Raw genomic sequence first — 25,941 nt, 5'->3', positions numbered from 1 at the left:
GTGGCCGGCGGGACCCCGCACCACGTCCACCGGGGCAACCCGGTGGACGTGTGCGGCCGGCCGGGCCTCAGAGCTTCACGATGTGTGTGGCCTGCGGGCCCTTGGTTCCCTGCCCGATAAAGTGCCGGTCAGCGCATCGGCGGAGACTGCCGGGCCTACTTCGCGTGGGTCACCGCGTAGATCATGACCAGGGCCACCAGGTGGATGCCGAAGAGGAAGTAGGCCAGGTACCACCACATGTGGCGTTCGCCGCGCTTTTCCTCCGCGCGGCGGCGCTCGTCCGCCTCGCGTTCCAGGACCTCCAGCGGGTCCATGGCCTCGGGCTGCTCCTGGGGCATCACAGTTCCCTGTGGACCTTGGTGTTGGAGGCCTGGGCGCGGGGGCGGACGACGAGCAGGTCGATGTTCACGTGGCTGGGGCGGGTGACCGCCCAGGTGATCGTGTCGGCCACGTCGTCCGCGGAGAGCGGTTCGGCGACGCCCGCGTAGACCTTCGCGGCCTTCTCGGCGTCGCCGCCGAAGCGGGTCAGGGCGAACTCCTCCGTCTTGACCAGGCCGGGCGCGACCTCGATGACGCGGACCGGGGTGCCGACGATCTCCAGGCGCAGGGTCTCGGCGAGGACGTGTTCGGCGTGCTTGGCGGCGACGTAGCCGGCGCCGCCCTCGTACGTGCCGTGGCCGGCCGTGGAGGAGAGGACGACGACGGTGCCGTCGCCGCTCGCGGTGAGCGCGGGGAGCAGGGCCTGGGTCACGTTCAGCGTGCCGATGACGTTCGTCTCGTACATCTGGCGCCACTCGGCGGGGTCGCCCGTCGCCACGGGGTCGGCGCCCAGTGCGCCGCCCGCGTTGTTCACGAGGACGCCGATGGTCTTGAAGGCTGTGGCGAACTCGTCGACCGCGGCGCGGTCCGTGATGTCGAGCGCGTAGGCCGTCGCCTGGTGGCCCGCGTCGTTGATCTCGGCGGCCAGCGCCTCGATGCGGTCCTTGCGGCGGGCGGTGAGCACGACCCGGTACCCGGCCGCCGCCAGCTGTCGTGCGGTGGCTGCGCCGATTCCGCTGCTCGCGCCGGTGATGACGGCGATGCGGGAGGCGGCTGCGGGCGCGGCGGCGGTCATGGCTTGCTCCTCGTACGGGCGATTCGACTCCCGTCAGGATAGGCAGGCGGCGCGCGGTGGTGTCACCGGCCGCCGCGGGGCGCGTACATGATCACGGCCATGCCGGCCAGGCAGATGAGGGCGCCGGTGACGTCCCAGCGGTCGGGCCGGTAGCCGTCCGCGACCATGCCCCAGGCGATCGAGCCCGCGACGAAGACGCCTCCGTACGCGGCGAGGATGCGGCCGAACTCGCCGTCGGGCTGGAGCGTGGCCACGAAGCCGTAGATGCCGAGGGCGATGACGCCCGCGCCGATCCACGCCCATCCCTTGTGCTCGCGCACGCCTTGCCAGACGAGCCAGGCGCCGCCGATCTCGAAGAGGGCGGCGACGACGAAGAGGAGCGCGGAGCGGGCGACGAGCATGCGGGCCAGGCTGCCATGCCGCCGTACGCGGCTGCCGCACGGTCACCTGTTGGACGGCGCCTGCGGGGCGGGATGCGTGGGATACATCAGGAGACCCGCGTGGCGGTGATCGGTGGTCGGTGGTCGGTGGTTCGCGACCGAGACGAGATGGCGGAGAGAACATGCTGGTGAGGCGTGCAGTAGTGCGTGGGCTTGGTGTGGGGCGTGGGCTCGGGGCCGTCGGGCTGAGCGCCGTCGTGGTGCTGGGGGCCGGTCCCGCGGTCGCCGACGGGCCTCGGCCGCGGCCCGTTCCGGAGGTCGATCTGGCGTATCACGGGCAGGTCGTCATGTCCGGGGGCCGGGTGCAGACCCGGCTCGTCCCGCAGAACCACGGTCCGTCGTCGGTGGCGGACGCCACGGTGCGGCTGCGCTGGTCGGCGCCGGTCAGGGACGTGCGGGGGCTGCCGCCGATGTGTGTGCGGGCGGATGCGCAGACGGTGCTGTGCCGTACGGGTGCGCTGCCGGCGGACAGCAGGGGCAGGCGGATCGGGGTGTCGGTGCGGCTGGCGGGGGCGCCCTCGGAGGTGACGGTGCGGATCGACACGATGTGGAGCGGTGGCACGGCGGACCACAATCCGCAGAACAGCACCCATCAGGTGCTGGCCCTGGACACCGGGGACGTCTACTACTTCTGACGCGTCTCAACAGGGTTCTTGGACGGGCGTGGACTCGGGGACGCGCCCGATCGACGCGCGCCGCTGAGCGTCCCCAGGTCGAGGTGCCAGTCGTGGCAGCGGATCGCGCGGCCCTTCGGGTACTCGACGTCGCAGGGGCCGCGCAGGGTGAATCCGGCGCTGCGGCAGACGCCGTTCGACGCGGGGTGGTCGACGGGCGGGAAGGCGTGCAGGTGGCGGATGCGGGCCCGGTCGGCGGCCGCGTGCGCGGCGACGAGCCGGGCGGCCGCGGCGGCGATGCCGCGGCCCTGATGGACGGGCAGGACGCCCCAGCCCGTCTCCCAGACCCGTTCGCCCTGCCACGGTGTCGCCCAGTAGCCGATGGAGCCGGCCGCGGGGGTGTCGGGACCCGCGGTGATGCGGAACATCCGGCCGTGTCCGTCGAGCATGGACAAGGCGAGGTAGCGGCGGTGGCGGTCCATGAGCTGGTCGAGGGTCTCCGGTCCACCGAGGTGGGCCATCATCTCGGGCGCGTTGTTCTTGAGGAGGAGGCCGAAGTCGTCCTCCGTCCAGGGCACGAGGCCTATGTCCGTCATCTTTTCCCCGGCCGTCCTGTGTTCGGTGCGGTGCGTCATCGACTCATCGGTTCCTCGGTGCGTACGCGGTCGGCGGTACGCCCACGGTCGCGGTGAAGTCTCTGACGAGGTGGGCCTGGTCGGCGTACCCGAGGTCGGCGGCGAGCGCGGCCCAGCCGACGGCGGCGTCCGAGCCGGCGCGTTCGAGGGCCTGGTGGATGCGGTGGCGCAGGATGATCCACTTCGGTCCGACGCCGACGTAGGCGGAGAAGAGGCGTTGCAGGGCCCGTACGGAGAGGCCTTGTGCGGCCGCGAACTCGCCGACGCGGTGCACGGTGGTGTCGGCGCGGATGCGGTCGACGAGGTCCATGGCGAGGTCGGCCTGCGGGTCGTCGGCGGCGCCGCGGGCGAGCAGGAAGGCGTCGAGTGCGGCCACGCGCGCGTGCTCGTCGCCGGGACCGGTGACGGTCAGGGCGGCGTCGGCCGGGGCGCCGGTGAACACGTCGCCCACGGGCAGCTCCCGGCCCGTCCATCGCAGGACCGGCGTGTCCGGGGCGTAGGGCCGGAAGCCTCCGCTGCGGAACTTCACCCCGCACACCCGGCCGCGCCCCGTCAGTTTCCTGGTGAACGGGCCGAGCGCGACGCCGGTGACCACGCCGAAGGGCGTGCCCGTCGGCCCCTCGTCGCCCCCGCCGCCTCCGCTGTCCCCGTCGTCGTACCGCTCGAAGGTCAGGTTGACCGAGGGGTGCGGGACGATGTGCGAGGCGTAGGGCTCGGTGAGGACCCAGTCGATGAACCAGTAGTTCTCGACGTAGTGGCGCAGCGGCTCGGCGGGCTCGTGGCGACGGAACCGTACGCGGGTCAGGAGCTCGTCAGGGTCGACGATGCCGCGGGTGTCACGGCGGGGTGCGGCCATGGCCGGATCGTATGTCGCCTTTCTTCAAGACGGGGCCGGGTTCCGGCCGACCCCGGGGAATAGGGACGAGGCTGTCACCGTTCGAAGGTATAGTTGAATCGTCAACAACCTCGAAGGGTGAGCGCCATCATGCAGTTCGGGATCTTCAGCGTCGGGGACGTCACAGCCGATCCGACGACGGGCCGTACGCCGAGTGAGCACGAGCGCATCAAGGCCATGCTCGCCATCGCGTTGAAGGCGGAGGAGGTCGGGCTCGACGTCTTCGCCACCGGCGAGCACCACAACCCGCCCTTCGTGCCCTCCTCGCCGACCACGATGCTCGGCTACCTCGCGGCCCGCACCGAGAACCTGATCCTCTCCACGTCGACGACGCTGATCACCACGAACGACCCGGTGAAGATCGCCGAGGACTTCGCGATGCTCCAGCACGTCGCGGACGGCCGGGTCGACCTGATGATGGGCCGCGGCAACACCGGCCCGGTCTACCCCTGGTTCGGCAAGGACATCCGCGAGGGCATCAGCCTCGCCGTCGAGAACTACGCCCTGCTGCGCCGCCTGTGGGACGAGGACGTCGTGACGTGGGAGGGCAAGTTCCGTACGCCGCTGCAGTCCTTCACCTCGACGCCGCGCCCGCTCGACGGGGTCGCGCCCTTCGTGTGGCACGGCTCGATCCGCTCGCCGGAGATAGCCGAGCAGGCCGCGTTCTACGGCGACGGGTTCTTCCACAACAACATCTTCTGGCCGATCGAGCACACCAAGCAGATGGTGAACCTCTACCGCCGGCGCTTCGCCCACTACGGGCACGGCGCCCCCGAGCAGGCCGTCGTCGGCCTCGGCGGCCAGGTGTTCATGCGCAAGAATTCGCAGGACGCGGTGCGTGAGTTCCGCCCGTACTTCGACAACGCGCCCGTCTACGGACACGGCCCCTCCCTGGAGGACTTCACCTCGCAGACCCCACTGACCGTGGGATCCCCGCAGCAGGTGATCGAGCGGACGCTCGGCTTCCGGGAGCACGTCGGTGACTACCAGCGCCAGCTGTTCCTGATGGATCACGCCGGTCTGCCCCTGAAGACCGTCCTGGAGCAGCTCGACATCCTCGGCGAGGAGGTCGTGCCGGTGCTGCGCAAGGAGTTCGCGAACAGCCGCCCGGCGAACGTGCCGGACGCGCTGACGCATGCGTCGCGCGTCGCGGAGGCGGAGCTGAAGGCCCAGCAGGAGCAGGGCCGGAAGGAGACGGAGGTGCCGACCGTATGAAGCTCGTCGTCGTGTCGGCGGGGCTGAGCGCCCCGTCGTCGAGCAGGATCCTCGCGGACCGGCTCACGCAGGCGGTGACCTCGCAGGTCGCGGGCGCCGACGTGGGCGTGGACGTGGACGTGACCGTCGTCGAACTGCGGGACCTGGCCGTCGAGATCGCCCACAACCTGGTCACCGGGTTTCCCGGGCCCGCCCTCAGGGAGGCGCTCGACGCGGTGGCCGGGGCGGACGGCCTGATCGCCGTGTCGCCGGTGTTCTCGGCCTCGTACAGCGGTCTGTTCAAGTCGTTCTTCGACGTGCTCGACAAGGACGCGCTCACCGGGAAGCCGGTGCTCGTCGGGGCGACCGGCGGCACGCCGCGGCACTCGCTCGTCCTGGAGCACGCGATGCGTCCGCTGTTCGCGTATCTGCGGGCCGTGGTCGTGCCGACCGCCGTCTACGCGGCGTCGCAGGACTGGGGCGCGGAGGGGCTCGAGCAGCGCGTCGAACGGGCGGGCGGCGAGCTCGCGCGGCTCATGACCGGCCTCGCGGCGGCCCGCCCCGCGCCGGTGGAGTGGGGCGACGACGTCATCCCCTTCGAGCGGCAGCTTGCCGCGCTGCGGGTGGAGTAGGCAGCGGTTTCGGGAAGCTTCGACCCGTCTGAAGCCGTTACGAGCCCCGCGGCCCGGCCGGTGCGAGCCAGGCCGTCCAGCCGGGCGTGTGGTGCAGGGGATACGGCGTCCAGTCGCGCGCGAAGCGCGGTGGGCGCTGTCCCTTTGTCGTGAGGACGGCGGTCGGCACGTTCGTGGCGCGGTCGACGATGCCCGCGGCGGTCGTCGAGACGTTGTTGCCCTCCACCTGGGCGGACGCGCAGCCCGCGTCGTAGGCGATGGGGAGGGCGCGCGGGCCCGAGACCAGGCAGGGCGGGCGCAGGCCCAGGGCGTGCAGATCGGCGGCGGCGGCGCGGTAGCGCTGGTTCGTGGTGGCGGTGGACGCGGTGACCTCGGACAGGACGGTGGCCTGCGAGACGAACTGCGCCGCGATGAGCAGCCCTACGGCGATGAGCGCGCGGTGTGAGCCGATACGGGTGATCAGGCCCGCGACCGGCAGTGCGAGGAGCGCGTACGCGGGGAGCAGGAAGCGCGGGGCCGAGTAGTCGATCATGAGCAGATACGGCACGGAGAGCGCGGCGGCGGCGGCGAGGGGGAGCGCGGTCGGCAGGAGACGGCGCTCGCGCACGGCGTAGGCGAGCGCGGCCGCGGCGAGGACGGGGAGGGCCAGCCACCACAGGGTGAGGCCGGGGGAGTGCAGGGTTGCCGTGCACGGGCGGCACAGCAGGGGGCCGTTGAGGCTGGCCCAGGCGTTGTCGAAGTTGAGGTGCAGGCCCATGTCGCCCTCGGTGGCGCTCGACACGTGCAGCCGGTTCTGTACGGAGCCGAAGCGGATGTACGCCTCCGCGACCCACTGGGCGAGGCCTGCCGCGAGTCCGCCGGCGAGGTAGGGCAGGGTGCGGCGGCCACGGAACAGGGCCGTGGCGATCAGGGGCAGGGCGAGCCAGACGGCGTCCGGGGCGCGGAACAGTGCGGTCGCCGCGACGCAGCCCGCGAGCCACCAGTTCGCGCGTCGTTCGCGCCGGATCACCGCGCGCAGGAACCAGCCGGTCGCGGCGACCGAGCCGAACGCGACCCAGAGGTTGGGCATGGCCTGCGGTCCGGAGATCTGGGTGATCCACAGCCCGGAGAACAGCAGCGCGGCGAGGGCGGTGGTGCGGACCCCGACCACGGGACGCCATACGCGGAACGCGGCGTACAGGGCGGCCGACGAGAGCAGCGTGAGCGCGATGCGCAGGACGAGCACGGAGGGGGTGGCCGCGATGAACGGCGCGGTCAGGAAGCTGATGCCACGGGAGCGGGGCGCGCTGAAGAAGGCGGCGGGGATGCGCGGGTCGTACTGCGACACGTACACGGTCTCGTCCCACCCCAGCGCGTGCGCGAGCGGCGGCACGACGAGCACGAACTGAACGAGGGCGTAGGCGAGAGCGACGAGCGCGAGCCAGGGGGTGGCCCGGGGGCGCCTTCCGGGGGCGTCGGACGTGGTGGCGGAGGGGGAGGACGGCGGCCGGGACATGGCCGTGGCACCGGGGGACGCGGTGGCGGCTCGGCGGCTGGGAGTGGGGTCGGTGCGGCGGCTGGTGGCGGCTGACGCATGCGCTTCCGGGTGGGCAGCGGTGGCTGCCGTACCCGTCTCCGTACGCGTTTCCGTCTGCGTTTCCGTGCGCGTTTCCGCATGCGGCCGGGCGTCGGAGCCGGGTGCGGATGGGGCGGGCTTCGGATGGGGGTCGGGCCGGGGGGCGGGCCGCCGCCGGTTTTGATCGGCCCGCCTGCCCCGGCCCTCGGTGGCCCGGTCCCGCTTGGCTCCGGGGGCCTTGGAGCCGTGCGGGCGGGCCGGTTCAGGGGTGGGGGTACCGAGTCGTGCGTCGTTGGTCGTCAAGTTGACTTCCCCCTCGTCAGTCACGTGGGCCGTGGTGTACCGGACACGGACGACCTTGCCGGGCGGCGGGCCGTACGGGTCTTGCGGCGCGCCCAGCCGGCCGCCCGGTGGCGCAGCCGCTGCCAGGACCTGAGGCGTCGCGTCTCTCGGAGTTCGGCGAACAGGAGCTCGTAGCGGGCGACGATCGGATCGGGGTCGTAGCGGCGGGCCGACGCGAACGCGGCACGGGCCATGGCGTGCCGGTGCGGCGGGTCCTGGATGAGGTCGACGACCGCCTCGGCGAGGGCCCGCGAGTCCCCGACCGGTACGAGCCGGCCGTCGACGCCGTCCGTGATGATCTCGGCGGGGCCGAGCGGCGCGTCCGTGCTGACCACCGGAACCCCGCACCGCATCGCCTCGACGAGCGTCATCCCGAAGGACTCCGCGTCCGACGCGGACACCACGATCGAGGCCTTCGCGAACTCCGGCTCGATGGGTGAGTGCGCCCCCATCAGGTGGGCGCGCCCGGTGAGGCCGAGCCCGGCGATGAGATCGCGCAGTTTCGCCTCCTCGGGCCCGCCGCCGTAGATCCGCAGCTGCCACTCGGGCTGCCGCGCGGCGACGGCGGCGAACGACTCCAGGAGCAGGTCGTAGCGCTTGCCGGGCGCGAGACGTCCGGCGCTCGCGATGACCTTGGAGCTTCCCTCGGACGGCGGGCAGGGCGCCTCCGGCACGATGTTCGGGACCGACAGGACCCGTACGCCCGGCAGGGTCATGCGGGCCCGGTACACCTCGGCGTCCGCCGCGGTCATGGTGACGACGGCGTCGAGGGAGCGGTAGTGGCGGGCGAGCACCGCCCTCAGCTTCTTGCTGTGGGCGTCGTGGCGCAGGTGCTCCTGCCCGATGCGCAGTGCGGTGCGCGGGCCGTACATCGCCAGATAGACGTTGATGCCGGGGCGCGTACCGATCACGACGTCAGCGTCGCAGCGCTCCAGGTACTCGCGCACACGCAGATCGTGCAGACGGGTGTACTGCTTGTGGCGCTTCTCGGCGGCGGGAAAGTCCCGCGCGGGCTCCTCGTACGCCGCGTACTGCGGGTCGGCGCTGCCGATGCGCGTGTCGACGAGCGGGACCAGTGAGACGGCGGGGTCGACCGTGAAGCGCGGCACCTCGCGGTGCCGGGACATCGAGACGATCTCCACGTCGTGGCCGCCGCGCCCGGCGAGCGCCGCGGCGAGGTTGAGCGTGGTCCGCACGGTCCCGCCGATCGCGTACGCGTTGTGCAGCAGGAACACGATCTTCATGGACAGCCCTCCCGGCGGGCCCGGTGCCCGCGACATACGGCGGGAGCCTGGTCCAGCGAGGTAAGCCGCCGTTCCCGCCGGGGTGAGAGGCGGGTAAGAAGGCGTCCGGCAGGCCCTTGGTCAGGGGGTATGCCGCTGGGCCCGGGGGGCACACTGGAACGCGTGTCCCCAATCCCCGCGTCCGCCACGCCCCGCGCCGCGTCCCCGACCGTGCTGCTCGCCGAGGACGACCGTGCCATCCGCCATGCCCTTGAACGGGCCCTGACTCTGGAGGGTTACGAGGTCACGGCCGTCGCCGACGGGGTGGAGGCGATCGCTCAGGCGCACCGCAGCGCGCCCGACATCCTCGTCCTGGACGTGATGATGCCGGGCATCGACGGCCTTCAGGTGTGCCGTGTGCTGCGCGCCGAGGGTGACCGCACGCCGATCCTGATGCTGACGGCGCTCGTCGAGACGCCCGACCGGATCGCGGGCCTGGACGCGGGCGCGGACGACTACGTCGTGAAGCCCTTCGACGTGGACGAGGTCTTCGCGCGGCTCCGTGCCCTGTTGCGCCGCACCAGTGGCGCGCCGTCCGACGACGGGCGCGACGGGCGCGACGTGTCGCCCGAGATCGACGGCCAGGTCGCGGCGGCCGACCTCAGGATGGACCCGCAGGCCCGGCGTGCCTGGCGCGGGGAGCGCGAACTGGAACTCACCCGCACCGAGTTCGACCTCCTGGAACTGCTCGTCCGCAACGCCGGCATCGTCCTCGACCACGCCACGATCTACGACCGCATCTGGGGCTACGACTTCGGTCCGGGGTCGAAGAACCTGGCCGTCTACGTCGGCTACCTGCGCCGCAAGGTCGACGAACGAGGCGCCGACTCCCTGATCCACACCGTGCGCGGCGTCGGCTACGTGCTGCGGGAGGACTGAGGATGCCGCGCCGCCGCCTGCGCGCGTTCCTGCACGGGCGGCCGCGCGCCCGGTCCCTGCGGACCACGTTCGCCGTGTCGTTCGCGGCCGTCGCGGCGGCCGTCACGGTCCTGGTCGGCTTCCTCTCCTACGACGCCGCGGCGCGGCTCGTCCGCGTGGACCAGCAGGCCGTGTTCGACGAGGTGGTCACCGATCTGCGGCAGCAGGTGAAGGAGGCCAAGCTCACCCCGTACGACTTCGCGTCGGGGGACCCCGACCACGACGGGCCGCGCGATGACCTGATCCGGCCGGCCCGCACGGACGTGCAGGTGCTCGGGCCGGGCGGCCGGATCGTCGACCGCGGCAGCCCGCGGCTGCCGGTGAACGCGGCCGACCGGCGCACCGCGGACGAGGCGCACGCCGGTGTGACGGAGGAGGCCGACGGGGCGGAGAAGGGCGGATCGCGGCGCGATGTGGAGATCGGCGGGGACGCGTACCGGCTGACGGCCGTGTCGCTGGGCGGCGGGCGGGGCGCCGTGCAGGTCGCGCAGGAGTTCAGCGACACGGAGGATCTGCTGCGTGAACTCCAGCAGCGCACGGGCCTGTTGGCGGGTTCCGTGATCGTGGCGGCGGGTCTCGTCGGCTGGTGGCTGGCGCGCCGGATCACGGGGCGTCTGGTACGGCTGGCGGAGGCGGCGGAGGACGTGGCGGGGACGGGACACCTCGATGTGCGGGTGCCGGTCACCGGCGGCGACGAGGTGGGCAGCCTCGGCCGGTCCTTCGACCGGATGCTGGGGCGCCTGGCGCGCTCCATGGAGGACCAGCGCCGCCTGGTGCAGGACGCCGGTCACGAACTGCGCACGCCGCTCACCTCACTGCGTACGAACATCTCGCTGCTGCGCCGTATCGAGGACCTGCCGCCCGCCGCCCGCGAGGAGCTGATCGCCGACCTGGCGCTGGAGTCGCGTGAACTGACCGATCTGGTCAACGAGCTGGTGGAGCTGGCCGCGGGCAAGGAGGACGACGAGCCGGTCGTCGAGCTGGCGCTCGCCGAGACGGCCGAGGACACCGCGGTCCTCGCGCGCCGCCGCACGGGCCGCACGGTCACGGTGCGTTCGCGGGGCGACACAGTGATCCAGGGCCGCCCCGCCTCGCTCCAGCGCGCGGTGTCCAACCTGGTGGAGAACGCCGCCAAGTTCGACCGCGACGGTACGGAGCCGATCGAGATCGTGGTCACGGGAGGCCTTCCGGACGGCGTGCGCGTCGAGGTGCTCGACCGGGGTCCCGGCATCGCGGACTCGGACCTGGACCGGGTCTTCGACCGCTTCTACCGCGCGCCGGCCGCCCGCAGCCTGCCGGGCTCCGGCCTCGGCCTTTCCATCGTCCAGGAGGTGGCGGCGGCCCACGGCGGCGAGCCGTTCGCGAAGGGGCGGCCAGGCGGGGGAGCGGTGATCGGGTTCACGGTGCGGGGGGTGCCGGAGGCGCGGTGATCGGGTTCACGGTGCGGGGGGTGCCGGGGGAGCGGGACTGAGGCCGGCGGGGTGTGGCGTGGGCGGTCAGGGCCAGACGAGGCAGTAGGCCTGGTGTCCCGCGTCGTGCAGCCGGTGGCTGAAGTCCTGCCATTCGTGCAGCAGTTGGTACACGTAGAACGCGTCGCGCGGGCCGCCGCGGTCCGGGACCGTCGACCAGATGAACGCCGCGGCGCCCACGGCCTCCTCGCCGACGCCGCGCAGCGGGTCGACGACCGTCATGGGCAGCTTCACGACGGCGTAGTCGGGATGCAGAACGACCAGTTCCAGCGGGGGGACCTTGTGCAGGGGTATGCCCTCTATGCCGGTGAGGACCATCGCGGCCATCGTCTCCGGCTTGATCTTGGTGAACATGCCGCCCATGCCGAGCTCGTCACCGCCGAGCTCCTCGGGGCGCATCGAGATGGGGACACGGGCCGCCGTGGCGCCGTCGGGCGCGCCGAAGTATTTGTACGTCACCCCCACCCGGCCACCATTCCTGCTCCCGGTCCCGCTCAGTGCCTGCCCGGCGTCCGCTTCTTCCGCTGATGCTGCAGCCGCTGCCGCCTCCGCGTCGCGCCGGTGCTTTCCCCGCCGGGCACGCCGGGGGCCCAGATCGTCGGTCCCCTCGCCCAGTCCGCCACCGCGATGCATATCTCCACCCGACTGCTTTTCCAGGGCGCCTGGCCCCTTTTCTAGGCCGCGCGGCCACCACCGCGCAACCCGATCATCGTGTCAGTGACCTCCCCCACGGTCACTCGCCGAAACGTGCGGTGAAACACCTGCGCGGGCCGGGGAGCGAACCCCGTGCCGGCGTGCAGCGTGAACTGTCCGCGAGCGGCCCATCCCCTGGGAGTTTAGGTAGTCGGTTCCCGCCGTGGCCAGAGAAGCAGGGGATGAGCCGGGCTCCGGAGAGGCTGCCCGTACGCTGAGAGGCATGGCAGAGGCGAACAACATCCCCGGGCCCGCGGCGCCGCCGTCGGGCGCGACCGCACCGTACCCCTATGAAGCACCGGTCTCGCAGGGTCTCTTCGACCGCGCGGCCCTCGTGACGCCGGGCGGCGTGAACTCGCCCGTGCGCGCGTTCCGTGCCGTGGGCGGTACGCCCCGGTTCATGGTGTCCGGTACCGGTCCGTACCTCACGGATGCCGACGGTCGCGAGTACGTCGACCTCGTCTGCTCCTGGGGACCGATGATCCTCGGCCATTCCCGTCCCGAGGTCATCGCGGCCGTCCAGGACGCCGTCGCGCGCGGCACGTCCTTCGGTACGCCGGGTGAGGGCGAGGTGGCCCTGGCCGAGGAGATCGTCGCGCGGATCGCGCCGGTCGAGCAGGTGCGGCTGGTGTCCAGCGGGACCGAGGCGACCATGTCCGCGATCCGGCTCGCCCGCGGGTTCACCGGGCGCGCCAAGGTGATCAAGTTCGCCGGCTGCTACCACGGGCACGTGGACGCGCTGCTCGCCGCCGCGGGTTCGGGCCTGGCGACCTTCGGGCTGCCGGACACCCCGGGTGTGACCGGCGCCCAGGCGGGCGACACCATCGTCGTCCCGTACAACGACCTCGACGCCGTGCGGGCCGCGTTCGCCGCGAACGAGGGCCAGATCGCCTGTGTCATCACCGAGGCGTCGCCGGGCAACATGGGCGTCGTGCCGCCGCTCGCCGGCTTCAACCAGGGCCTCGCGGACCTGTGCCGCGACAACGGCGCGCTGTACATCTCCGACGAGGTCATGACCGGCTTCCGCACGTCGAAGGCCGGCTGGTACGGCGTCGACGGGGTGGCGCCCGACCTGATGACGTTCGGCAAGGTCATGGGCGGTGGCTTCCCGGCCGCCGCGTTCGGTGGCCGCGCGGACGTCATGGGGCACCTCGCCCCGGCGGGCCCCGTCTACCAGGCGGGCACGCTGTCCGGGAACCCGATCGCGACGGCGGCCGGTGTCGCGCAGCTGCGGCTGCTCGACGACGCCGCGTACGCGACGATCGACGCCGTCTCCGCGGAGCTGCGGACCCTGGTGAGCGCCGCGCTCACCAAGGAGGGTGTCGCGCACCGCGTGCAGAGCGCCTCCAACATGTTCTCCGTGTTCTTCACTGAGGACGAGGTGCGCAACTACGAGGACGCGAAGCGCCAGGAGGCCTTCCGCTTCACCGCGTTCTTCCACTCGATGCTGGCGCAGGGCGTCTATCTGCCGCCGTCGGCCTTCGAGTCCTGGTTCGTCTCCACTGCCCATGACGAGCGGGCGGTCGAGCGCATCGCCGCCGCGCTCCCCGGTGCCGCGCGCGCGGCTGCGGAGGCCACGCAAGCATGACCACTGCCGGCAAGTCCGACCAGGACATCACCGTCGTCCATGTGATGCGGCACGGAGAGGTGCACAACCCGGAGGGGATCCTGTACGGGCGGCTGCCCGACTACCACCTCTCCGAGCTCGGCCGGCAGATGGCCGACCGGGTCGCCGAGCACCTGTCCTCGCGTGACGTGACTCATGTCGTGGCCTCGCCGCTGGACCGGGCGCAGGAGACGGCGACGCCGATCGCGAAGGCGCACGGGCTCGACCTGGCGACCGACGACCGGCTCATCGAGGCGGGCAACGTCTTCCAGGGCAAGACCTTCGGCGTCGGCGACGGCGCGCTGCGCAAGCCGGAGAACTGGAAGCACCTCGTCAACCCGTTCAAGCCGTCTTGGGGCGAGCCGTACGTCGAGCAGGTCGTGCGGATGATGGGCGCCCTCGACGCGGCGAAGGACGCGGCGCGCGGGCACGAGGCGGTGTGCGTCAGCCATCAGCTGCCGATCTGGATCGTGCGCAGCTTCGTGGAGAAGCGGCGGCTGTGGCACGACCCGCGCAAGCGGCAGTGCACCCTCGCCTCGCTCACGACGTTCACCTATCGCGGCGACAAGATCGTGTCCGTGGGCTACACGGAGCCCGCGCGCGACCTGGTGCCGGCCCATCTCCTCGCGGGCGCCAAGCCTGTGAAGGGGAAGGACAAGGCGTTCGGCGCCTAGGTCGCGTCCGCAAAGGCGCTGGTCGACCGTCGAAGCGGCATTCGCCGCATACCCGTCGGCAGTGCCCAAATTTGCTCTCCCTGCCGGAACCGCAGTGTTCGTCGCGCCCTCTAACGGGGTGCCCGTCTCGTACGGGAACGGGGCGCGACGAATGGGGACCAGGGAAATGCCGGACATCACACGAAGGGGACTGATCGGGCTCGGAGCGGGGGCGGCGGCAGCCGCCGCGCTCGCCGGGTGCGGTACCAGTAACGGGCAGGGCGGCGGGGCGTCCGTGCCGGGCGGGGAGCCCAAGGGTGGCGGGGCCGGCAAGCCCGACAAGCCCGCGGCCCGGCCGATCGGTGACGGCTCGACGTCGTACACCGGCAAGCAGCCGAACCAGCCGGGCAGGCCCGTCCCCCTCGAACCCGGCCAGACGCCACCGCAGTTCGTGATCTTCTCCTGGGACGGTGCGGGAGAGGTCGGCAACGGTCTCTTCCCACGCTTCCTCGAACTGGCCGAGAACCACGGCGCGCACATGACGTTCTTCCTCTCCGGTCTCTATCTGCTGCCGGAGTCGAAGAAGCGGCTCTACCGCCCGCCGAACAACGGGGTCGGCGCCTCGGACATCGGCTATCTCACCGACGCCCACATCAAGGAGACGCTGAAGTACGTCCGCCAGGCCTGGCTGGAAGGCCATGAGATCGGCACGCACTTCAACGGCCACTTCTGCGCGGGCACCGGCACCGTCGCCAACTGGACCCCGGCGCAGTGGCGCAGCGAGATCGACCAGGCCAAGTCGTTCGTCAAGGAGTGGCGTACGAACACGGGCTGGCACGACCTGCCCTCGCTGCCCTTCGACTACGAGAAGGAACTCGTCGGCGGCCGCACGCCCTGTCTGCTCGGTCAGGACAATCTGCTGCCCACGGCCCGCGAGCTCGGCTGGCGCTACGACGCCTCGTCGCCGGGCGGCCGGCAGCGCTGGCCCTCCAAGCGAGGCGGGGTGTGGGATCTGCCGCTGCAGGCCGTGCCGTTCCCCGGGCACAGCTTCGAGGTGCTCTCGATGGACTACAACATGCTGGCCAATCAGTCGGTGAACTCGACCAACGCGCCGTCCTACAACTACCCGCGCTGGCGAAAGCAGTCGGCCGAGGCCTACATAGCAGGCTTCACGCGGGCATACGAGACAAACCGGGCACCGTTTTTCATAGGCAACCACTTCGAGCAGTGGAACGGCGGGATCTACATGGACTCCGTCGAGGAAGCCCTCAAGCACATCGCCGGCAAGAAGGACGTACGCCTCGTCTCCTTCCGGCAGTTCGTCGACTGGCTGGACGTCCAGGACCCGGAGGTCCTCGACAAGCTGCGCTCGCTCGACGTCGGGGTGCGCCCCGACGGTGGCTGGAAGAGCTATCTGAAGGCCGCGGCTTGAGCGCCGCGCCGACCCCTGAATGACCCCTCCTGAAATGGGGTTTTCCGTACGCAAGGGGGGTGCGGAAGATCCCCTAAACAGACATGCGAAACTTTTCACATGAGTGCCGACTGCCGCGTTTCCCCCCTCGCTGCATCCAAGCGCCGAACCGCCCTCCTCGCCGCGGGAGCCGCGGTCGCTGCGCTGACGCTCTCCGCGTGCAGCTCGGGCGGAACGTCGGGCGGCGGCAACAACACCAACTTCGTGACGAACTCCGGCGGCATCTCCACCGTCGACAAGGGCGACCGGCACTCCGCGCCCAAGCTGGACGGCAAGGATCTGGAGGGCAAGCCCCTCGACCTCGCCGACTACAAGGGCAAGGTCATCGTCCTGAACGTGTGGGGCTCCTGGTGCCCGCCGTGCCGCGCCGAGGCCAACTACTTCGCCAAGGTCGCGAACGAGACAAAGGGCAAGGACGTCCAGTTCATCGGCATCAACACGCGTGATGCGCAGACCGAACCGGCCCTCCAGTTCGAGAAGGACCACGACATCCCGTACCCGAGCTTCTACGACCCCTCGGGCAAGCTGATGCTGCGGTTCGAGAAGGGCACCCTCAACCCGCAGTCGATCCCGTCCACGCTCGTCATCGACCGCGACGGCAAGATCGCCGCCCGCTCGCTGCGCGCGCTCAGCGAGGACAAGCTGCGCAAGATGGTCGACCCCGTGATCGCGGAGAAGTGAGCGACGGTGCACGCCACGCTCACCGCTCTCGCCGCTGAAGGCGGAGTGGGCCAGACCGTCGAGAGCGGTGCGCTCCTGCTCGCTCTGCCGATCGCCGTGCTCGGCGGCCTCCTCTCGTTCTTCTCGCCCTGCGTCCTGCCTCTCGTCCCCGGCTACCTGTCGTACGTGACGGGGGTCAGCGGCACCGACCTGGCCGACGCCCGGCGGGGCCGGATGGCCCTGGGCGCCGGACTGTTCGTCCTCGGCTTCACCGCCGTCTTCGTCTCCGGCGGGGCCCTCTTCGGCTACTTCGGCTCGACGCTCCAGGAGTACCAGGACACCCTCACCAAGATCCTCGGTGTCCTGATGGTCCTCATGGGGATCTTCTTCATGGGGATGATGCCCTGGCTCACCCAGCGTGAATTCCGCTTCCACAAGCGGCCGGTGACCGGGCTGATCGGCGCTCCGGTGCTCGGTGCCCTCTTCGGCATCGGCTGGACCCCCTGCATCGGGCCGACGCTCGCTTCCGTGACCGCCCTCTCGTTCAACGAGGCGAGCGCGGGCCGCGGGGCCATACTGACCGTTGCGTACTGCGCCGGGCTCGGCATCCCCTTCGTGCTCGCCGCGATCGCCTTCCGCAAGGCGCTCGGTGCCTTCGGCTGGGTCAAGAAGCACTACGCCTGGGTGATGCGGATCGGCGGCATCATGATGATCTTTACCGGAGTGCTGCTGCTCACAGGAGCCTGGGACACCCTCGTCCAGCAGATGCAGACCTGGTCCGACGGCTTCACGGTGGGAATCTGATCCATGAGCACGACTGAATCCGACAAGACCGGCGAGGTGAGCGGCGACGAGCTCGGCGCGGCCGGCTCGCACCTGTCCACCGCACCGCAGGAGGACCGCAGCCCGAACCTGCCCCGGCTTGGCGTCATCGGCTGGGTCCGCTGGTTCTGGCGGCAGCTCACCTCGATGCGCGTCGCGCTGATCCTGCTCTTCCTGCTCTCGCTCGGGGCGATCCCCGGCTCGCTCATCCCGCAGTCCGGGGTCGACGAGATGAAGGTGCAGACGTTCAAGGACGCGCACACCACGGTCTCGCCGGTCTACGACAAGCTGGGTCTGTTCCACGTCTACAGCTCTGTGTGGTTCTCCGCGATCTACATCCTGCTGTTCATCTCCCTCATCGGCTGCATCGTCCCGCGCACCTGGCAGTTCGTCGGCCAGCTGCGCGGCCGCGCCCCGGGCGCCCCCAAGCGCTTCACGCACCTGCCCGCCTCCGCGACCTGGCGCACCGACACCGAGCCCGAGCAGGTCCGCGCGGCAGCCCTCGAAATCCTGCGCAAGCGCCGCTTCCGCGCCCACATCGCCGGTGACGCCGTCGCCTCCGAGAAGGGCTATCTGCGCGAGGCCGGCAACCTGATCTTCCACATGGCGCTGATCGTGATGCTGATCGCCTTCGCCTGGGGCCAGCTCTTCAAGTCCGAGGGCGGCAAGCTGATGGTCGAGGGCGACGGAGGCTTCTCCAACGCCCTGCCGATGTACGACGACTTCAAGTCGGGCAACCTCTTCAACTCCGACACCGACCTGACGCCGTTCAGCTTCCAGCTGGACAAGTTCGACGGGACGTACGAGCGCAACGGGCCGAACAAGGGCAGCCCGCGCATCTACCGCGCCAACGTCACCTACAGCGTCGGCGCGAACGGCAAGGACCAGAAGACCGCGATCCAGGTCAACGACCCCCTCGACATCGACGGCACCAAGGTCTACCTCAACGGCCACGGCTACGCGCCCACCGTCACTGTCCGGGACGGCCGCGGCAAGATCGTCTCCCGGCAGGCCGTGCCGCTGCTGCCCATCGACTCGAACGTCACCTCCACCGGTGCCATCAAGATCATGGACGGCTACCGCGACAAGAACGGCAAGCGGGAACAGCTCGGCTTCAACGCCTTCTTCGTGCCGACCTTCGCGGGGTCCGGGAAGGGCAACATGTTCTCCCAGTTCCCCGCGCTCGACTACCCCGTCCTCGCGGTGTCCGCGTACCACGGAAGCCTGGGTGTCGACTCGGGTATCCCGCAGAACGTGTACCAACTGGACACCTCCAAGATGAAGAAGTTCACGGATTCGAAGGGTGAGCTGCTCAAGACGCGGCTGCGGCCCGGCGAGACCATGAAGCTTCCGAACGGTGCCGGGTCGATCACGTTCGACAAGGACATCAAGCAGTGGGCGAGCTTCCAGATCACCCACCAGCCCGGCGATGGCTGGGCCCTCGCCGGAGCGCTCGCCGCCATCGCGGGCCTCGCCGGCTCCCTCTTCATCCAGCGCCGCCGCGTGTGGGTGCGGGCGACCCCCGGAGCCGACGGAGTGACCGTCGTCGAGATGGGCGGTCTCGGGCGCAGTGAATCCTCGAAGGTGGCCGAAGAACTCGGCGACCTGGCCGCACACCTCCACGAACAGGCGCCCAGCGCCGCCGATCCCCAACCTGCTGTTCCTGCCGAAGGGGCTGAGAAGTGAATCTCGCCGCCGCAACCAACGAGAATCTCGCGCACATCAGCAATGTGCTGATCTACTCGTCGATGGCCGTGTACCTCCTGGCCTTCTTCGCGCACATGGCCGAGTGGGTCTTCGGCAGCCGCAGCAAGGTCGGCCGCACGGCCGCCGCGCTGGTGCAGAAGGGCGCCGGCACTGCCGCGGCAGGCTCCGTGAAGGTGCAGGTCAAGGAGAAGAGCGGCGGCACAGCCGTCCTGGAGCGGCCCAGCGTCGTGACCCGCGCCGTCTCCGGCGCGCGTGACGTGCCGGACGGCCCGGGCGCCTCCGCGGGCGACGAACAGGGCGACCTCTACGGCCGTATCGCGGTGTCCCTCACCGTGCTCGCGTTCCTCGTCGAGGCGAGTGGTGTTCTCACCCGCGCGCTCTCCGTGGAGCGCGCGCCGTGGGGCAACATGTACGAGTTCAACATCACCTTCTCCACTGTCGCCGTCGCCGTGTACCTCGGACTGATGCTGGCGAAGAAGAACATCGGCTGGCTCGGCCTCCCGCTGGTCACCACGGTCCTCCTCGATCTCGGCCTCGCTGTCACTGTCTTGTACACCGCCAGCGACCAGTTGGTTCCCGCCCTTCACTCGTACTGGCTGTACATCCACGTCTCCACGGCGATCTTCTGCGGCGCGGTGTTCTACGTGGGCGCGGTCAGCACGCTGCTCTACCTGTTCCGTGACGCGTACGAGAACAAGCTGGCGACCGGCGGCACGCCCGGAAAGTTCGCGACCTCCGTCATGGAGCGCCTGCCCGCCGCGGCCTCGCTCGACAAGTTCTCCTACCGCGTGAACGCGGCCGTCTTCCCGCTGTGGACGTTCACGATCATCGCGGGCGCGATCTGGGCCGGCGACGCGTGGGGCCGCTACTGGGGCTGGGACCCCAAGGAGACCTGGGCGTTCATCACCTGGGTCGCGTACGCCTGCTACCTGCACGCCCGCGCGACCGCAGGCTGGAAGGGCCGCAAGGCCGCCTATCTGGCCCTCATCGCCTTCGGCTGCTGGCTCTTCAACTACTACGGCGTCAACATCTTCGTCACCGGCAAGCACTCCTACGCCGGCGTCTGACACCGCGACAGCCGACAACGGCCGGTTCTCATGTGACGTGAGTCACGGGAACCGGCCGTCGTCGTACGGACAGATGGGGGACGTGAAGAGGAATCAGGGGGCACATCAAGCACGCAGAACCCGGGTGAGGGACGGTGACGCCGACGCGTTCGGCGAGCTCTTCGACGCCTACGCCCGGTCCGTCTACAACCACGCCTACAGCCTGACCGGTGACTGGTCGACCGCCGAGGAAGTCGTCTCGCTGACCTTCCTCGAAGCGTGGCGGCTGCGCGACAGGGTCGAGCCCGAGGGCGGCTCGCTGCGGCCCTGGCTGCTCGGCGTCGCCACGAACGTCACGCGCAACCTGCGCCGCGCCACCCGCAGACACGCCGCCGCCGTCTCCCGCCTCCCGTGCGCGGAGGCCGAGGCCGACTTCGCCGACGACGTCGCGGGCCGCATCGACGACCAGGCCCGCATAGCCCTCGTCCACACCGCGCTGGCCACGCTGCGGCGCCCCGAACGCGAGGTGCTCGCCCTGTGCGTCTGGTCGGGCCTCGACTACCCGGCCGCCGCCACGGCGCTCGGCATCCCCGTCGGCACGGTCCGCTCCGGCTCTTCAGAGCCCGCAGGAAACTCGCCCGCGCCATGGAACTCCCGCACCCCGACGGACAGATGAAAGGCGGCCACGCTCCCGTGGCCGGGCCCATACAGGAGGGGAACCGATGAACGCGCTTCCTGAGAAGGACCTTCCGCCGGGCCGGCACCGACTCCTCAAGGAGCATCTGATGACCGAGATCCGCGAGACCGAGATCCGCGAGACCGAGATCCGCGAGACCGAGATCCGCGAGACCGAGATCCGGGAGACCGAGGCATCCGCGCAGGCACCGCGCCGCCGGAAGTGGCTGCGGCCCACGTTCGCCGCCGTCGCCGTGGCGACCGCGGCTGCCGTCACGTTCGTCGCCCTGCCTTCGGACGGCGCGGGCGCCCCGCCGCCCACCAAGGAGGCCGTGGCGCTCCTGGAGGACGTCGCGCTGGCCGCCGAGCACTCCGATACGCCCGGCCGCATCCGCGACGACCAGTTCGTCTACGTCGACAGCCTCGTGTCGTACTCGCAGAGCGGCGAGGGCATGAAGACGAAGAGCCCGCCGCTGCACCGGCAGGAGATCTGGCAGTCCGTGGACGGATCCCGCAAGGGACTCGTACGCGAGAAGGGGCGCGGCCAGTGGCCGACCGAGGTCGGGCCGGACCCGGGCGAGCCCGGCTACGACACGTCCACCAGCTACCGGCACCTGTCCACCTTGCCCACCGACCCCGACGCGATGCTGCGCTGGCTGCGCAGGACGGCCCCGGGGCAGAGCGGCCAGCAGACCGACCAGGCCATGTTCGTGCTGGTCGGCGATCTGATCAGGGACGCGCTCGTGCCGCCGGAGGTGGGCGCCGCGCTCTACCGGGCCGCCGCCAGGATCCCCGGCGTGACCGTGGTGAAGGGGGTGAAGGACGCCTCGGGCCGGCCCGGTATCGCCGTGGCCCGCAAGGACCCGGACAACCCGAGCCGCGACGAGTGGATCTTCGATGTGAAGACGCACGAGTTCCTGGGCGAGCGCACCGTCGCCACCGAAGCCTGGTCGGGCGGGGTGAAGAAGGGCCAGGTCACGAGCAACACGGCGGTCGTGAAACGGGCCGTCGTGGACAAGCCGGGGCAGCGGCCGTAGGGGGTGGGCAGCGGATCCCCGTCCGTACAGGTGCGCGAAACGTGCGGGCGCGCCAGCCTGGAGGTATGACCGAATCCAGCCACCCCACCGAGGCCGCGGCATCCGCCACGCCCGTCGCGCCCGGCACGAGCCGGACCGAGGGTCACACCCACACCCTGCACTTCACGATCCCTCTTCCCCACCCGGTGGAGGAGGTGTGGGCTGCGGTGGCCACCCCGGCCGGGCTGCCGGGGTGGCTGGCCGCCGCCGATGTGCTCGAACCACGGCTCGGCGGGGCGGTCACGCTGCGGTGGCTCAACAACGGGCGCGCCCACCAGGGCCACGTCACCGCGTGGGACGGCGAGCGCGTCGCCGAGTACACGCTCGAAGGCCCGCCCGGCCGCATGCGCTTCCACCTGGAGCCGACGGCCCCCGAGACGACGACCCTGCGGTTCACCGGCGAGATCGACGGCGACGACGCGGAGCGCCTGGACCACCTGGCCGCCTGGCACGACCACTTCGAGCACCTGGCCGCCGCGCTCGACGGGCACCCGACGGACGACGAGGCCTGGGCGGCCTGGACCCCGTCCCGATGGCAGGAGCTCCGGGACGGCTATCTCAAGGCTCCGCAGTGAGCGGGAACCCGCAGGAACCCTTCAGCGATCAAGGCTCCACAGTGATCGAGTCCAGCTTCGCCCGCAGGTACGTGTGCGAGTCGACCGGCTCGTACGCGACCCGGCCCTTCGGCGCGGGTACGGACTCGACGCTCGTGCGCGGGTCGCACTCGTAGAAGTAGACGAGCGACATCAGCTCCTCGGCGGGCAGGTCGGCCGGGGGAGGCAGGACGCGGTGCCGGCCGGAGCGCCAGCGGTCGCCGGTCCAACGCGCCAGCAGGTCGCCGATGTTGATGGTGAACGCGTCCGGGTCGAACGGCGCGTCCTCCCAGCCGCCCTCGTCGGTGTGGACCTGGAGCCCGCCCTTGCCGGCCTGCCGGTCCAGGACCGTGACCGTCCCGAAGTCGGTGTGCGGCCCGATGCGGAACTGGCCCGCCTCGGGCTCGCCCACGACGTCCGTGCCCGGGTACCAGTTGATGTTGAAGCCCCAAGTGGGGTGCGCGGTGTGCCGGGTGAAGAAGTCCGGTTCCTCGTCGAGCGCGACCGCGAGGAGTTCGAGCAGCAGGTCGGACAGTTCCCGCATCCGCCCGAGGTACGTCTCGACGAGCGCGCGCAGCTCGGGCGTCTCGGCGGGCCAGGTGTTGGGCAGGAACCACTCCGCGTCGATCTCCGCGTCCCCGGTGGGCAGTTCGGAGGCGTACGACAGGGACTCCTTGAGGTCGGGCGGGGTCTCGGTGCCCTCCGCGTAGCCGTTCGCCTCGGCGCCGGGGCCCAGCCAGCCGCGCCCGCCCACCTTCACGGCGTACGGCTCCTTCACCGGGGGCGGCAGCCGGAAGAAGGCGCGGGCCGCCTCGCGGATCCTGGTGCGCAGGCCCGGGTCCACTCCGTGCCCGGTGACCAGCAGGAATCCGGCGGTCCGCAGCGCGTCGTCGACAGTACGGGCGATCTCGGCGCGCGCGGCGGGGCCGCCGGTGAGCCAGGGCCGCAGATCGATGGTGGGGATACGGGGCTGCCGCGCAGCGGGTTCCGTCATGACCCCACTGTGGACGCGGCGCGGTACCGGGGCAACGACGCCTGACCGGCCGGATCCGCGCCGTTCGCCGATGTCCGCGTCATCCGCCGATGACCTCGCTATTCGCCGATGTCCTCGTTCCACAGCTCGGGCCGGGCCGCGATGAACTCCTCCATCATGGCGACGCACTCGGGGTCGTCGAGCACCACGATCTCCACGCCGTGTTCGACGAGCCAGTCGTGCCCTCCGTGGAACGTCTGCGCCTCACCGACGACGACCCGCGAGATCCCGAACTGCCGCACCAGGCCGGAGCAGTACCAGCACGGCGAGAGCGTCGTCACCATCGTCGTGCCCTTGTACGAGCGCTGCCGGCCCGCGTTGCGGAAGGCGTCGGTCTCGCCGTGCACGGACGGATCCCCGTCCTGCACGCGGCGGTTGTGCCCGCGGCCGAGGACCTTTCCGTCCGCCGAGTAGAGGGCCGCGCCGATCGGGATGCCGCCCTCGGCGAGCCCCGCCCGCGCCTCCTCGACGGCCGTGGCCAGCCAGGTCCGGGCGAGTTCGGTGTCGAAGGCGCTCACGCCTGCTCCCCGCCCTGCTCGCGCTCGCGCTGCTTGAGCTCCTCCTCGCGGCGGCGCAGATCGGCCTCCCAGTCCTTGAGGAGCGACTCGTCCTTCTTGTTCTCTTCCTTGAGGGAGTGCAGGAACTCGGGGTTGTCGTCGGGCGCGACGAACGTGGTGCGGTGGTTGCGGTGCCACTCGGACGGCGTCGAGCCGCCCGCGGGCGCGTGGCGGACCTTGCCCGCGACGAGCCAGGCGATCGGGCCGACGAGCACCTCGCCGAAGAGCAGGATGATGATGACCCAGACGACCTTCGGCAGGCCCCTGACCTCCTCCTCCGGAGTGTTCAGGCAGTCGATGAAGGCGTAGATCCACAACGCCAGGACCAGCAGGAACGGCAAGTAGCGGAGCATGGTGTCGCGATCCCCCAAGGAGCGGCATGGGGGCGACGCAGGCCCCCGGTGACCGGGTCAGGGTAGCGGGTGGCTGTCGTCCCGGTGATCCCCGTCCTGGGCGGGGTTGTCGTCGAGCAGTCCGGACATCGCCGCGTTGTAGCCCGCCTGGAAACGGCTGTCCGCCGCCAGCTCCTCGGTGAGCTGCGAGATGTGCCGGCGGCAGGTGCGCACCGACATGGCGAGCCTGCGGGCGATCGTCTCGTCCTTGTGTCCCTGCGCCATCAGCCGCAGGATCGACCGCTTGAGATCGTCCGTGAGGGAAGGACCCGGCGGCGCGTCCGGCACGAACGAAGTCGCCCCGTCCCACAGATGCTCGAAGACGGAACAGAGGAAGGCGACCAGGGCGGGTTCTCGTACGACGATCGCGGCGGGCGGGCGGACGGCCTTGCGCCGGTCCGCGATGAAGACCGTCTCCCGGTCGTAGATGAGGATGCGCTCGATGACCCGGTCGGCGGTGCGGATCTCGGCGCCCGCCGCCGTCACGTCGCGCACATAGGCGCGGGTGGCGAGATCCCCGCGGGCGGTGTGCTGGTAGAGGCTGCGGATGCGCACGCCGCGCTCCAGCATGGCGAGCGCGCTGGTTCGGGCGCGGCCGAGCACCGACGGGGGCCGTGCCCCGCCGGGCTGTACGGCGAGGAACTCACTGCGGCAGCGCGCGCTCAGCCCGTTGAGCACCGACTGCACGGCGTCGCCGTCCTCGAGGAGGTCGAAGGCCTCGTGCCGATTGCGCAGCCTGCGCCCTTCGAAGTAGGCGGGCGTCAGCGAAAGCAGCCTTCCGCGTACGTCGGTGACGGCGTCCTGGAGCTCCCGTATCTGCCGTTCCGTGGTGCCGACGAGATCGGCGGCGGCCGCGTCCGGGCCGACGGGGACCAGGGTCCGCGGGTCGCCGGCCGCGGGCCGCAGCAGTCGAAGGCGCGTCAGCACCCCTTCAGCTGTTCCGACTTCGTCCGGCGAGAGTCCGAGGACGTCGGCGATGTCCGCCCGGTCGAACCGGCCCGCGGCGGCCGCGTGCCCGTAGGCGGCGGCGCTGACGTCGTCGAGCATGTCGAAGCCCGCTCCGGCTGCCCCGGGAGCATCACGCGGGGCACCGGAGGGGCCGGCGGGATTAGCTGCCATGCAACTTCACGCCATCGGCGGGAACTTGGCGGCGCGGTTTGCCGGGGACATGATCACCATGGTTGCCGGGAGCGGGGTCCATGACGCCGCTCTTGGGCTGTTGTTTACCCACCGCCGGCTTCAGGGGGACCATTGTGAACCGTTACCTCATCAGCTTCGCCCCATGGATCGTCTACGCCGTCATCGCGACGAGCGACGACTGGCGCAGCGGCGCGGAGTGGGGCCTCGCGATCGCCTGCGTAGTGATCATCCACGACCGCCGCTCCGGCAAGGCCTGGGACGAGATGGTCATCGAGCTGAGTGCGGCCGTGTTCTTCGCGGGCATCACGCTCCTCTCGTACGCACGTCCCGACTCGGCCCTCATTCCCTACGGCCCGGCGCTCGTCGACGCCTGGCTCGCCCTGACGGCGCTCGGCTCGCTGGCCGTCCACAGGCCCTTCACGCTGGGCATCGCCCGCCGTATCGCGCCGGAGCACGTCTGGAAGACCCCGGCGTTCTTCCGCACCAACGCCGTCATCACCTGGGTGTGGGCGGTGTCCTTCGCCGTCGCGGCGGGCGCGCTCGCGCTCCTCATCCACGCGGAACCGCGGGCGACGGCCGCCGCGATCGCGATCAAGGTGGTCACCTTCGTCCTGCCGGTGATGTTCACCATGCGCTACCCGGCGATCATCGCGAGCCGCAGGGAGCGGGCCGCGGGCACGGCGGACGCCTGAAGGGGGAAGCCCCGGCGAAGATCCGCCGGGGAGG

General features: G+C 71.1%; 27 protein-coding genes and 1 pseudogene. 16 read left to right on the top strand and 12 right to left on the bottom strand.

Annotated elements, in window-relative coordinates:
- Positions 1-155: 155 nt before the first annotated feature.
- The 3 genes from AC07EJ_RS37175 to AC07EJ_RS37165 all read right to left on the bottom strand — a co-directional run bounded on the left by AC07EJ_RS37175 (position 156) and on the right by AC07EJ_RS37165 (position 1,515).
- The gene (locus AC07EJ_RS37175) at positions 156-338 is read right to left on the bottom strand and encodes a hypothetical protein (protein WP_389486015.1); all 183 of its coding nucleotides are present in this window, start codon (positions 336-338) and stop codon (positions 156-158) included.
- Complete coding sequence (locus AC07EJ_RS37170) at positions 338-1,114, bottom strand: SDR family NAD(P)-dependent oxidoreductase (protein ID WP_393586956.1); 777 nt, start codon at positions 1,112-1,114, stop codon at positions 338-340. The genes AC07EJ_RS37175 and AC07EJ_RS37170 overlap by 1 nt, the downstream gene beginning before the upstream one ends.
- Before the next feature lie 62 nt (positions 1,115-1,176).
- On the bottom strand, positions 1,177-1,515 hold the full coding sequence (locus AC07EJ_RS37165; RefSeq protein WP_389486011.1) for a YnfA family protein: 339 nt from the start codon (positions 1,513-1,515) through the stop codon (positions 1,177-1,179).
- 167 nt (positions 1,516-1,682) lie between these two features.
- On the opposite strand from AC07EJ_RS37165, the gene AC07EJ_RS37160 reads away from it, so the two are divergent.
- Positions 1,683-2,189 carry a hypothetical protein gene (locus AC07EJ_RS37160; protein ID WP_389486009.1) on the top strand — a complete coding sequence of 169 codons (507 nt, stop codon included), beginning with the start codon at positions 1,683-1,685 and terminating at the stop codon, positions 2,187-2,189.
- Here AC07EJ_RS37160 and AC07EJ_RS37155 read toward each other — a convergent pair.
- Together AC07EJ_RS37155 and AC07EJ_RS37150 are read right to left on the bottom strand one after the other, a co-directional pair.
- Positions 2,180-2,803, bottom strand: a complete 624-nt coding sequence (locus AC07EJ_RS37155) for a GNAT family N-acetyltransferase (RefSeq protein WP_393586954.1) — start codon at positions 2,801-2,803, stop codon at positions 2,180-2,182. The two genes, AC07EJ_RS37160 and AC07EJ_RS37155, sit on opposite strands and share 10 nt — an antisense overlap.
- 4 nt (positions 2,804-2,807) lie before the next feature.
- Positions 2,808-3,659, bottom strand: a complete 852-nt coding sequence (locus AC07EJ_RS37150; RefSeq protein WP_389486005.1) for a DUF6597 domain-containing transcriptional factor — start codon at positions 3,657-3,659, stop codon at positions 2,808-2,810.
- A 129-nt stretch (positions 3,660-3,788) separates the two neighbouring features.
- On the opposite strand from AC07EJ_RS37150, the gene AC07EJ_RS37145 reads away from it, so the two are divergent.
- Both AC07EJ_RS37145 and AC07EJ_RS37140 read left to right on the top strand, forming a co-directional pair.
- Positions 3,789-4,913, top strand: coding sequence for an LLM class flavin-dependent oxidoreductase (locus AC07EJ_RS37145; protein ID WP_478885919.1), 1,125 nt, complete (start codon positions 3,789-3,791; stop codon positions 4,911-4,913).
- Complete coding sequence (locus AC07EJ_RS37140) at positions 4,910-5,524, top strand: FMN reductase (protein ID WP_389486003.1); 615 nt, start codon at positions 4,910-4,912, stop codon at positions 5,522-5,524. The genes AC07EJ_RS37145 and AC07EJ_RS37140 overlap by 4 nt, the downstream gene beginning before the upstream one ends.
- A 37-nt stretch (positions 5,525-5,561) precedes the next feature.
- Here the strand turns inward: AC07EJ_RS37140 and AC07EJ_RS37135 are convergent, their stop codons facing one another.
- A complete protein-coding gene (locus tag AC07EJ_RS37135) occupies positions 5,562-7,019 on the bottom strand; it encodes a hypothetical protein (protein ID WP_478885913.1) in 1,458 nt (485 codons plus the stop codon).
- Positions 7,020-7,402: 383 nt separating this feature from the next.
- Positions 7,403-8,665, bottom strand: a complete 1,263-nt coding sequence (locus tag AC07EJ_RS37130) for a glycosyltransferase family 4 protein (RefSeq protein ID WP_478885912.1) — start codon at positions 8,663-8,665, stop codon at positions 7,403-7,405.
- A 210-nt stretch (positions 8,666-8,875) separates the two neighbouring features.
- Here AC07EJ_RS37130 and AC07EJ_RS37125 point away from each other — a divergent pair, with 210 nt between their 5' ends.
- Both AC07EJ_RS37125 and AC07EJ_RS37120 read left to right on the top strand, forming a co-directional pair.
- Entirely contained in the window at positions 8,876-9,583 is a 708-nt protein-coding gene (locus tag AC07EJ_RS37125; RefSeq protein ID WP_389486032.1) for a response regulator transcription factor, read from the top strand.
- 2 nt (positions 9,584-9,585) lie between these two features.
- On the top strand, positions 9,586-11,052 hold the full coding sequence (locus tag AC07EJ_RS37120) for a sensor histidine kinase (RefSeq protein ID WP_389485997.1): 1,467 nt from the start codon (positions 9,586-9,588) through the stop codon (positions 11,050-11,052).
- 66 nt (positions 11,053-11,118) lie between these two features.
- Here the strand turns inward: AC07EJ_RS37120 and AC07EJ_RS37115 are convergent, their stop codons facing one another.
- Positions 11,119-11,724 (bottom strand): hypothetical protein, encoded by a 606-nt coding sequence (locus AC07EJ_RS37115; RefSeq protein ID WP_362908553.1) that lies wholly within the window; start codon positions 11,722-11,724, stop codon positions 11,119-11,121.
- A 283-nt stretch (positions 11,725-12,007) separates the two neighbouring features.
- Between AC07EJ_RS37115 and hemL the strand changes: the two genes are divergently transcribed.
- The 10 genes and pseudogenes from hemL (at position 12,008) to AC07EJ_RS37065 (ending at position 22,075) form a co-directional block, all read left to right on the top strand.
- The gene (hemL, locus tag AC07EJ_RS37110) at positions 12,008-13,372 is read left to right on the top strand and encodes a glutamate-1-semialdehyde 2,1-aminomutase (RefSeq protein WP_478885911.1); all 1,365 of its coding nucleotides are present in this window, start codon (positions 12,008-12,010) and stop codon (positions 13,370-13,372) included.
- Positions 13,369-14,064, top strand: coding sequence for a histidine phosphatase family protein (locus tag AC07EJ_RS37105; RefSeq protein WP_100597987.1), 696 nt, complete (start codon positions 13,369-13,371; stop codon positions 14,062-14,064). Before hemL ends, AC07EJ_RS37105 begins: the two co-directional genes overlap by 4 nt.
- A gap of 166 nt (positions 14,065-14,230) precedes the next feature.
- On the top strand, positions 14,231-15,475 hold the full coding sequence (locus AC07EJ_RS37100) for a polysaccharide deacetylase family protein (RefSeq protein ID WP_389485993.1): 1,245 nt from the start codon (positions 14,231-14,233) through the stop codon (positions 15,473-15,475).
- A 99-nt stretch (positions 15,476-15,574) separates the two neighbouring features.
- Entirely contained in the window at positions 15,575-16,195 is a 621-nt protein-coding gene (locus AC07EJ_RS37095; protein ID WP_389485991.1) for a TlpA family protein disulfide reductase, read from the top strand.
- A 6-nt stretch (positions 16,196-16,201) separates the two neighbouring features.
- The gene (locus tag AC07EJ_RS37090; RefSeq protein WP_393586943.1) at positions 16,202-16,978 is read left to right on the top strand and encodes a cytochrome c biogenesis CcdA family protein; all 777 of its coding nucleotides are present in this window, start codon (positions 16,202-16,204) and stop codon (positions 16,976-16,978) included.
- 3 nt (positions 16,979-16,981) lie between these two features.
- Positions 16,982-18,682 carry a cytochrome c biogenesis protein ResB gene (gene resB / locus AC07EJ_RS37085; protein ID WP_389485986.1) on the top strand — a complete coding sequence of 567 codons (1,701 nt, stop codon included), beginning with the start codon at positions 16,982-16,984 and terminating at the stop codon, positions 18,680-18,682.
- Complete coding sequence (gene ccsB, locus AC07EJ_RS37080) at positions 18,679-19,770, top strand: c-type cytochrome biogenesis protein CcsB (protein ID WP_389485985.1); 1,092 nt, start codon at positions 18,679-18,681, stop codon at positions 19,768-19,770. The genes resB and ccsB overlap by 4 nt, the downstream gene beginning before the upstream one ends.
- 73 nt (positions 19,771-19,843) lie before the next feature.
- Positions 19,844-20,475 (top strand): annotated as a pseudogene (locus AC07EJ_RS37075) (RNA polymerase sigma factor).
- The gene (locus AC07EJ_RS37070) at positions 20,472-21,461 is read left to right on the top strand and encodes a CU044_5270 family protein (RefSeq protein ID WP_478885910.1); all 990 of its coding nucleotides are present in this window, start codon (positions 20,472-20,474) and stop codon (positions 21,459-21,461) included. The pseudogene AC07EJ_RS37075 and the gene AC07EJ_RS37070 overlap by 4 nt, the downstream one beginning before the upstream one ends.
- Positions 21,462-21,526: 65 nt before the next feature.
- Positions 21,527-22,075 carry an SRPBCC domain-containing protein gene (locus AC07EJ_RS37065; RefSeq protein ID WP_389485981.1) on the top strand — a complete coding sequence of 183 codons (549 nt, stop codon included), beginning with the start codon at positions 21,527-21,529 and terminating at the stop codon, positions 22,073-22,075.
- A 28-nt stretch (positions 22,076-22,103) separates the two neighbouring features.
- Here AC07EJ_RS37065 and AC07EJ_RS37060 read toward each other — a convergent pair whose 3' ends face one another.
- From AC07EJ_RS37060 to AC07EJ_RS37045, 4 genes are all read right to left on the bottom strand, one after another.
- Entirely contained in the window at positions 22,104-23,087 is a 984-nt protein-coding gene (locus AC07EJ_RS37060) for an isopenicillin N synthase family dioxygenase (RefSeq protein WP_393586935.1), read from the bottom strand.
- Between the two features lie 98 nt (positions 23,088-23,185).
- Positions 23,186-23,644 (bottom strand): nucleoside deaminase, encoded by a 459-nt coding sequence (locus AC07EJ_RS37055; RefSeq protein ID WP_389485977.1) that lies wholly within the window; start codon positions 23,642-23,644, stop codon positions 23,186-23,188.
- Positions 23,641-24,036 carry a PLD nuclease N-terminal domain-containing protein gene (locus AC07EJ_RS37050; protein ID WP_478885909.1) on the bottom strand — a complete coding sequence of 132 codons (396 nt, stop codon included), beginning with the start codon at positions 24,034-24,036 and terminating at the stop codon, positions 23,641-23,643. Before AC07EJ_RS37050 ends, AC07EJ_RS37055 begins: the two co-directional genes overlap by 4 nt.
- A 57-nt stretch (positions 24,037-24,093) precedes the next feature.
- Positions 24,094-25,194 carry a LuxR C-terminal-related transcriptional regulator gene (locus AC07EJ_RS37045; protein WP_478885908.1) on the bottom strand — a complete coding sequence of 367 codons (1,101 nt, stop codon included), beginning with the start codon at positions 25,192-25,194 and terminating at the stop codon, positions 24,094-24,096.
- A 134-nt stretch (positions 25,195-25,328) separates the two neighbouring features.
- Between AC07EJ_RS37045 and AC07EJ_RS37040 the strand changes: the two genes are divergently transcribed.
- Positions 25,329-25,907, top strand: a complete 579-nt coding sequence (locus AC07EJ_RS37040; protein WP_389485971.1) for a hypothetical protein — start codon at positions 25,329-25,331, stop codon at positions 25,905-25,907.
- Positions 25,908-25,941 lie beyond the last annotated feature (34 nt).

It is taken from the genome of Streptomyces sp. NPDC045026, from assembly GCF_056432625.1.
This window is presented reverse-complemented; position numbering and strand designations above follow the sequence as displayed.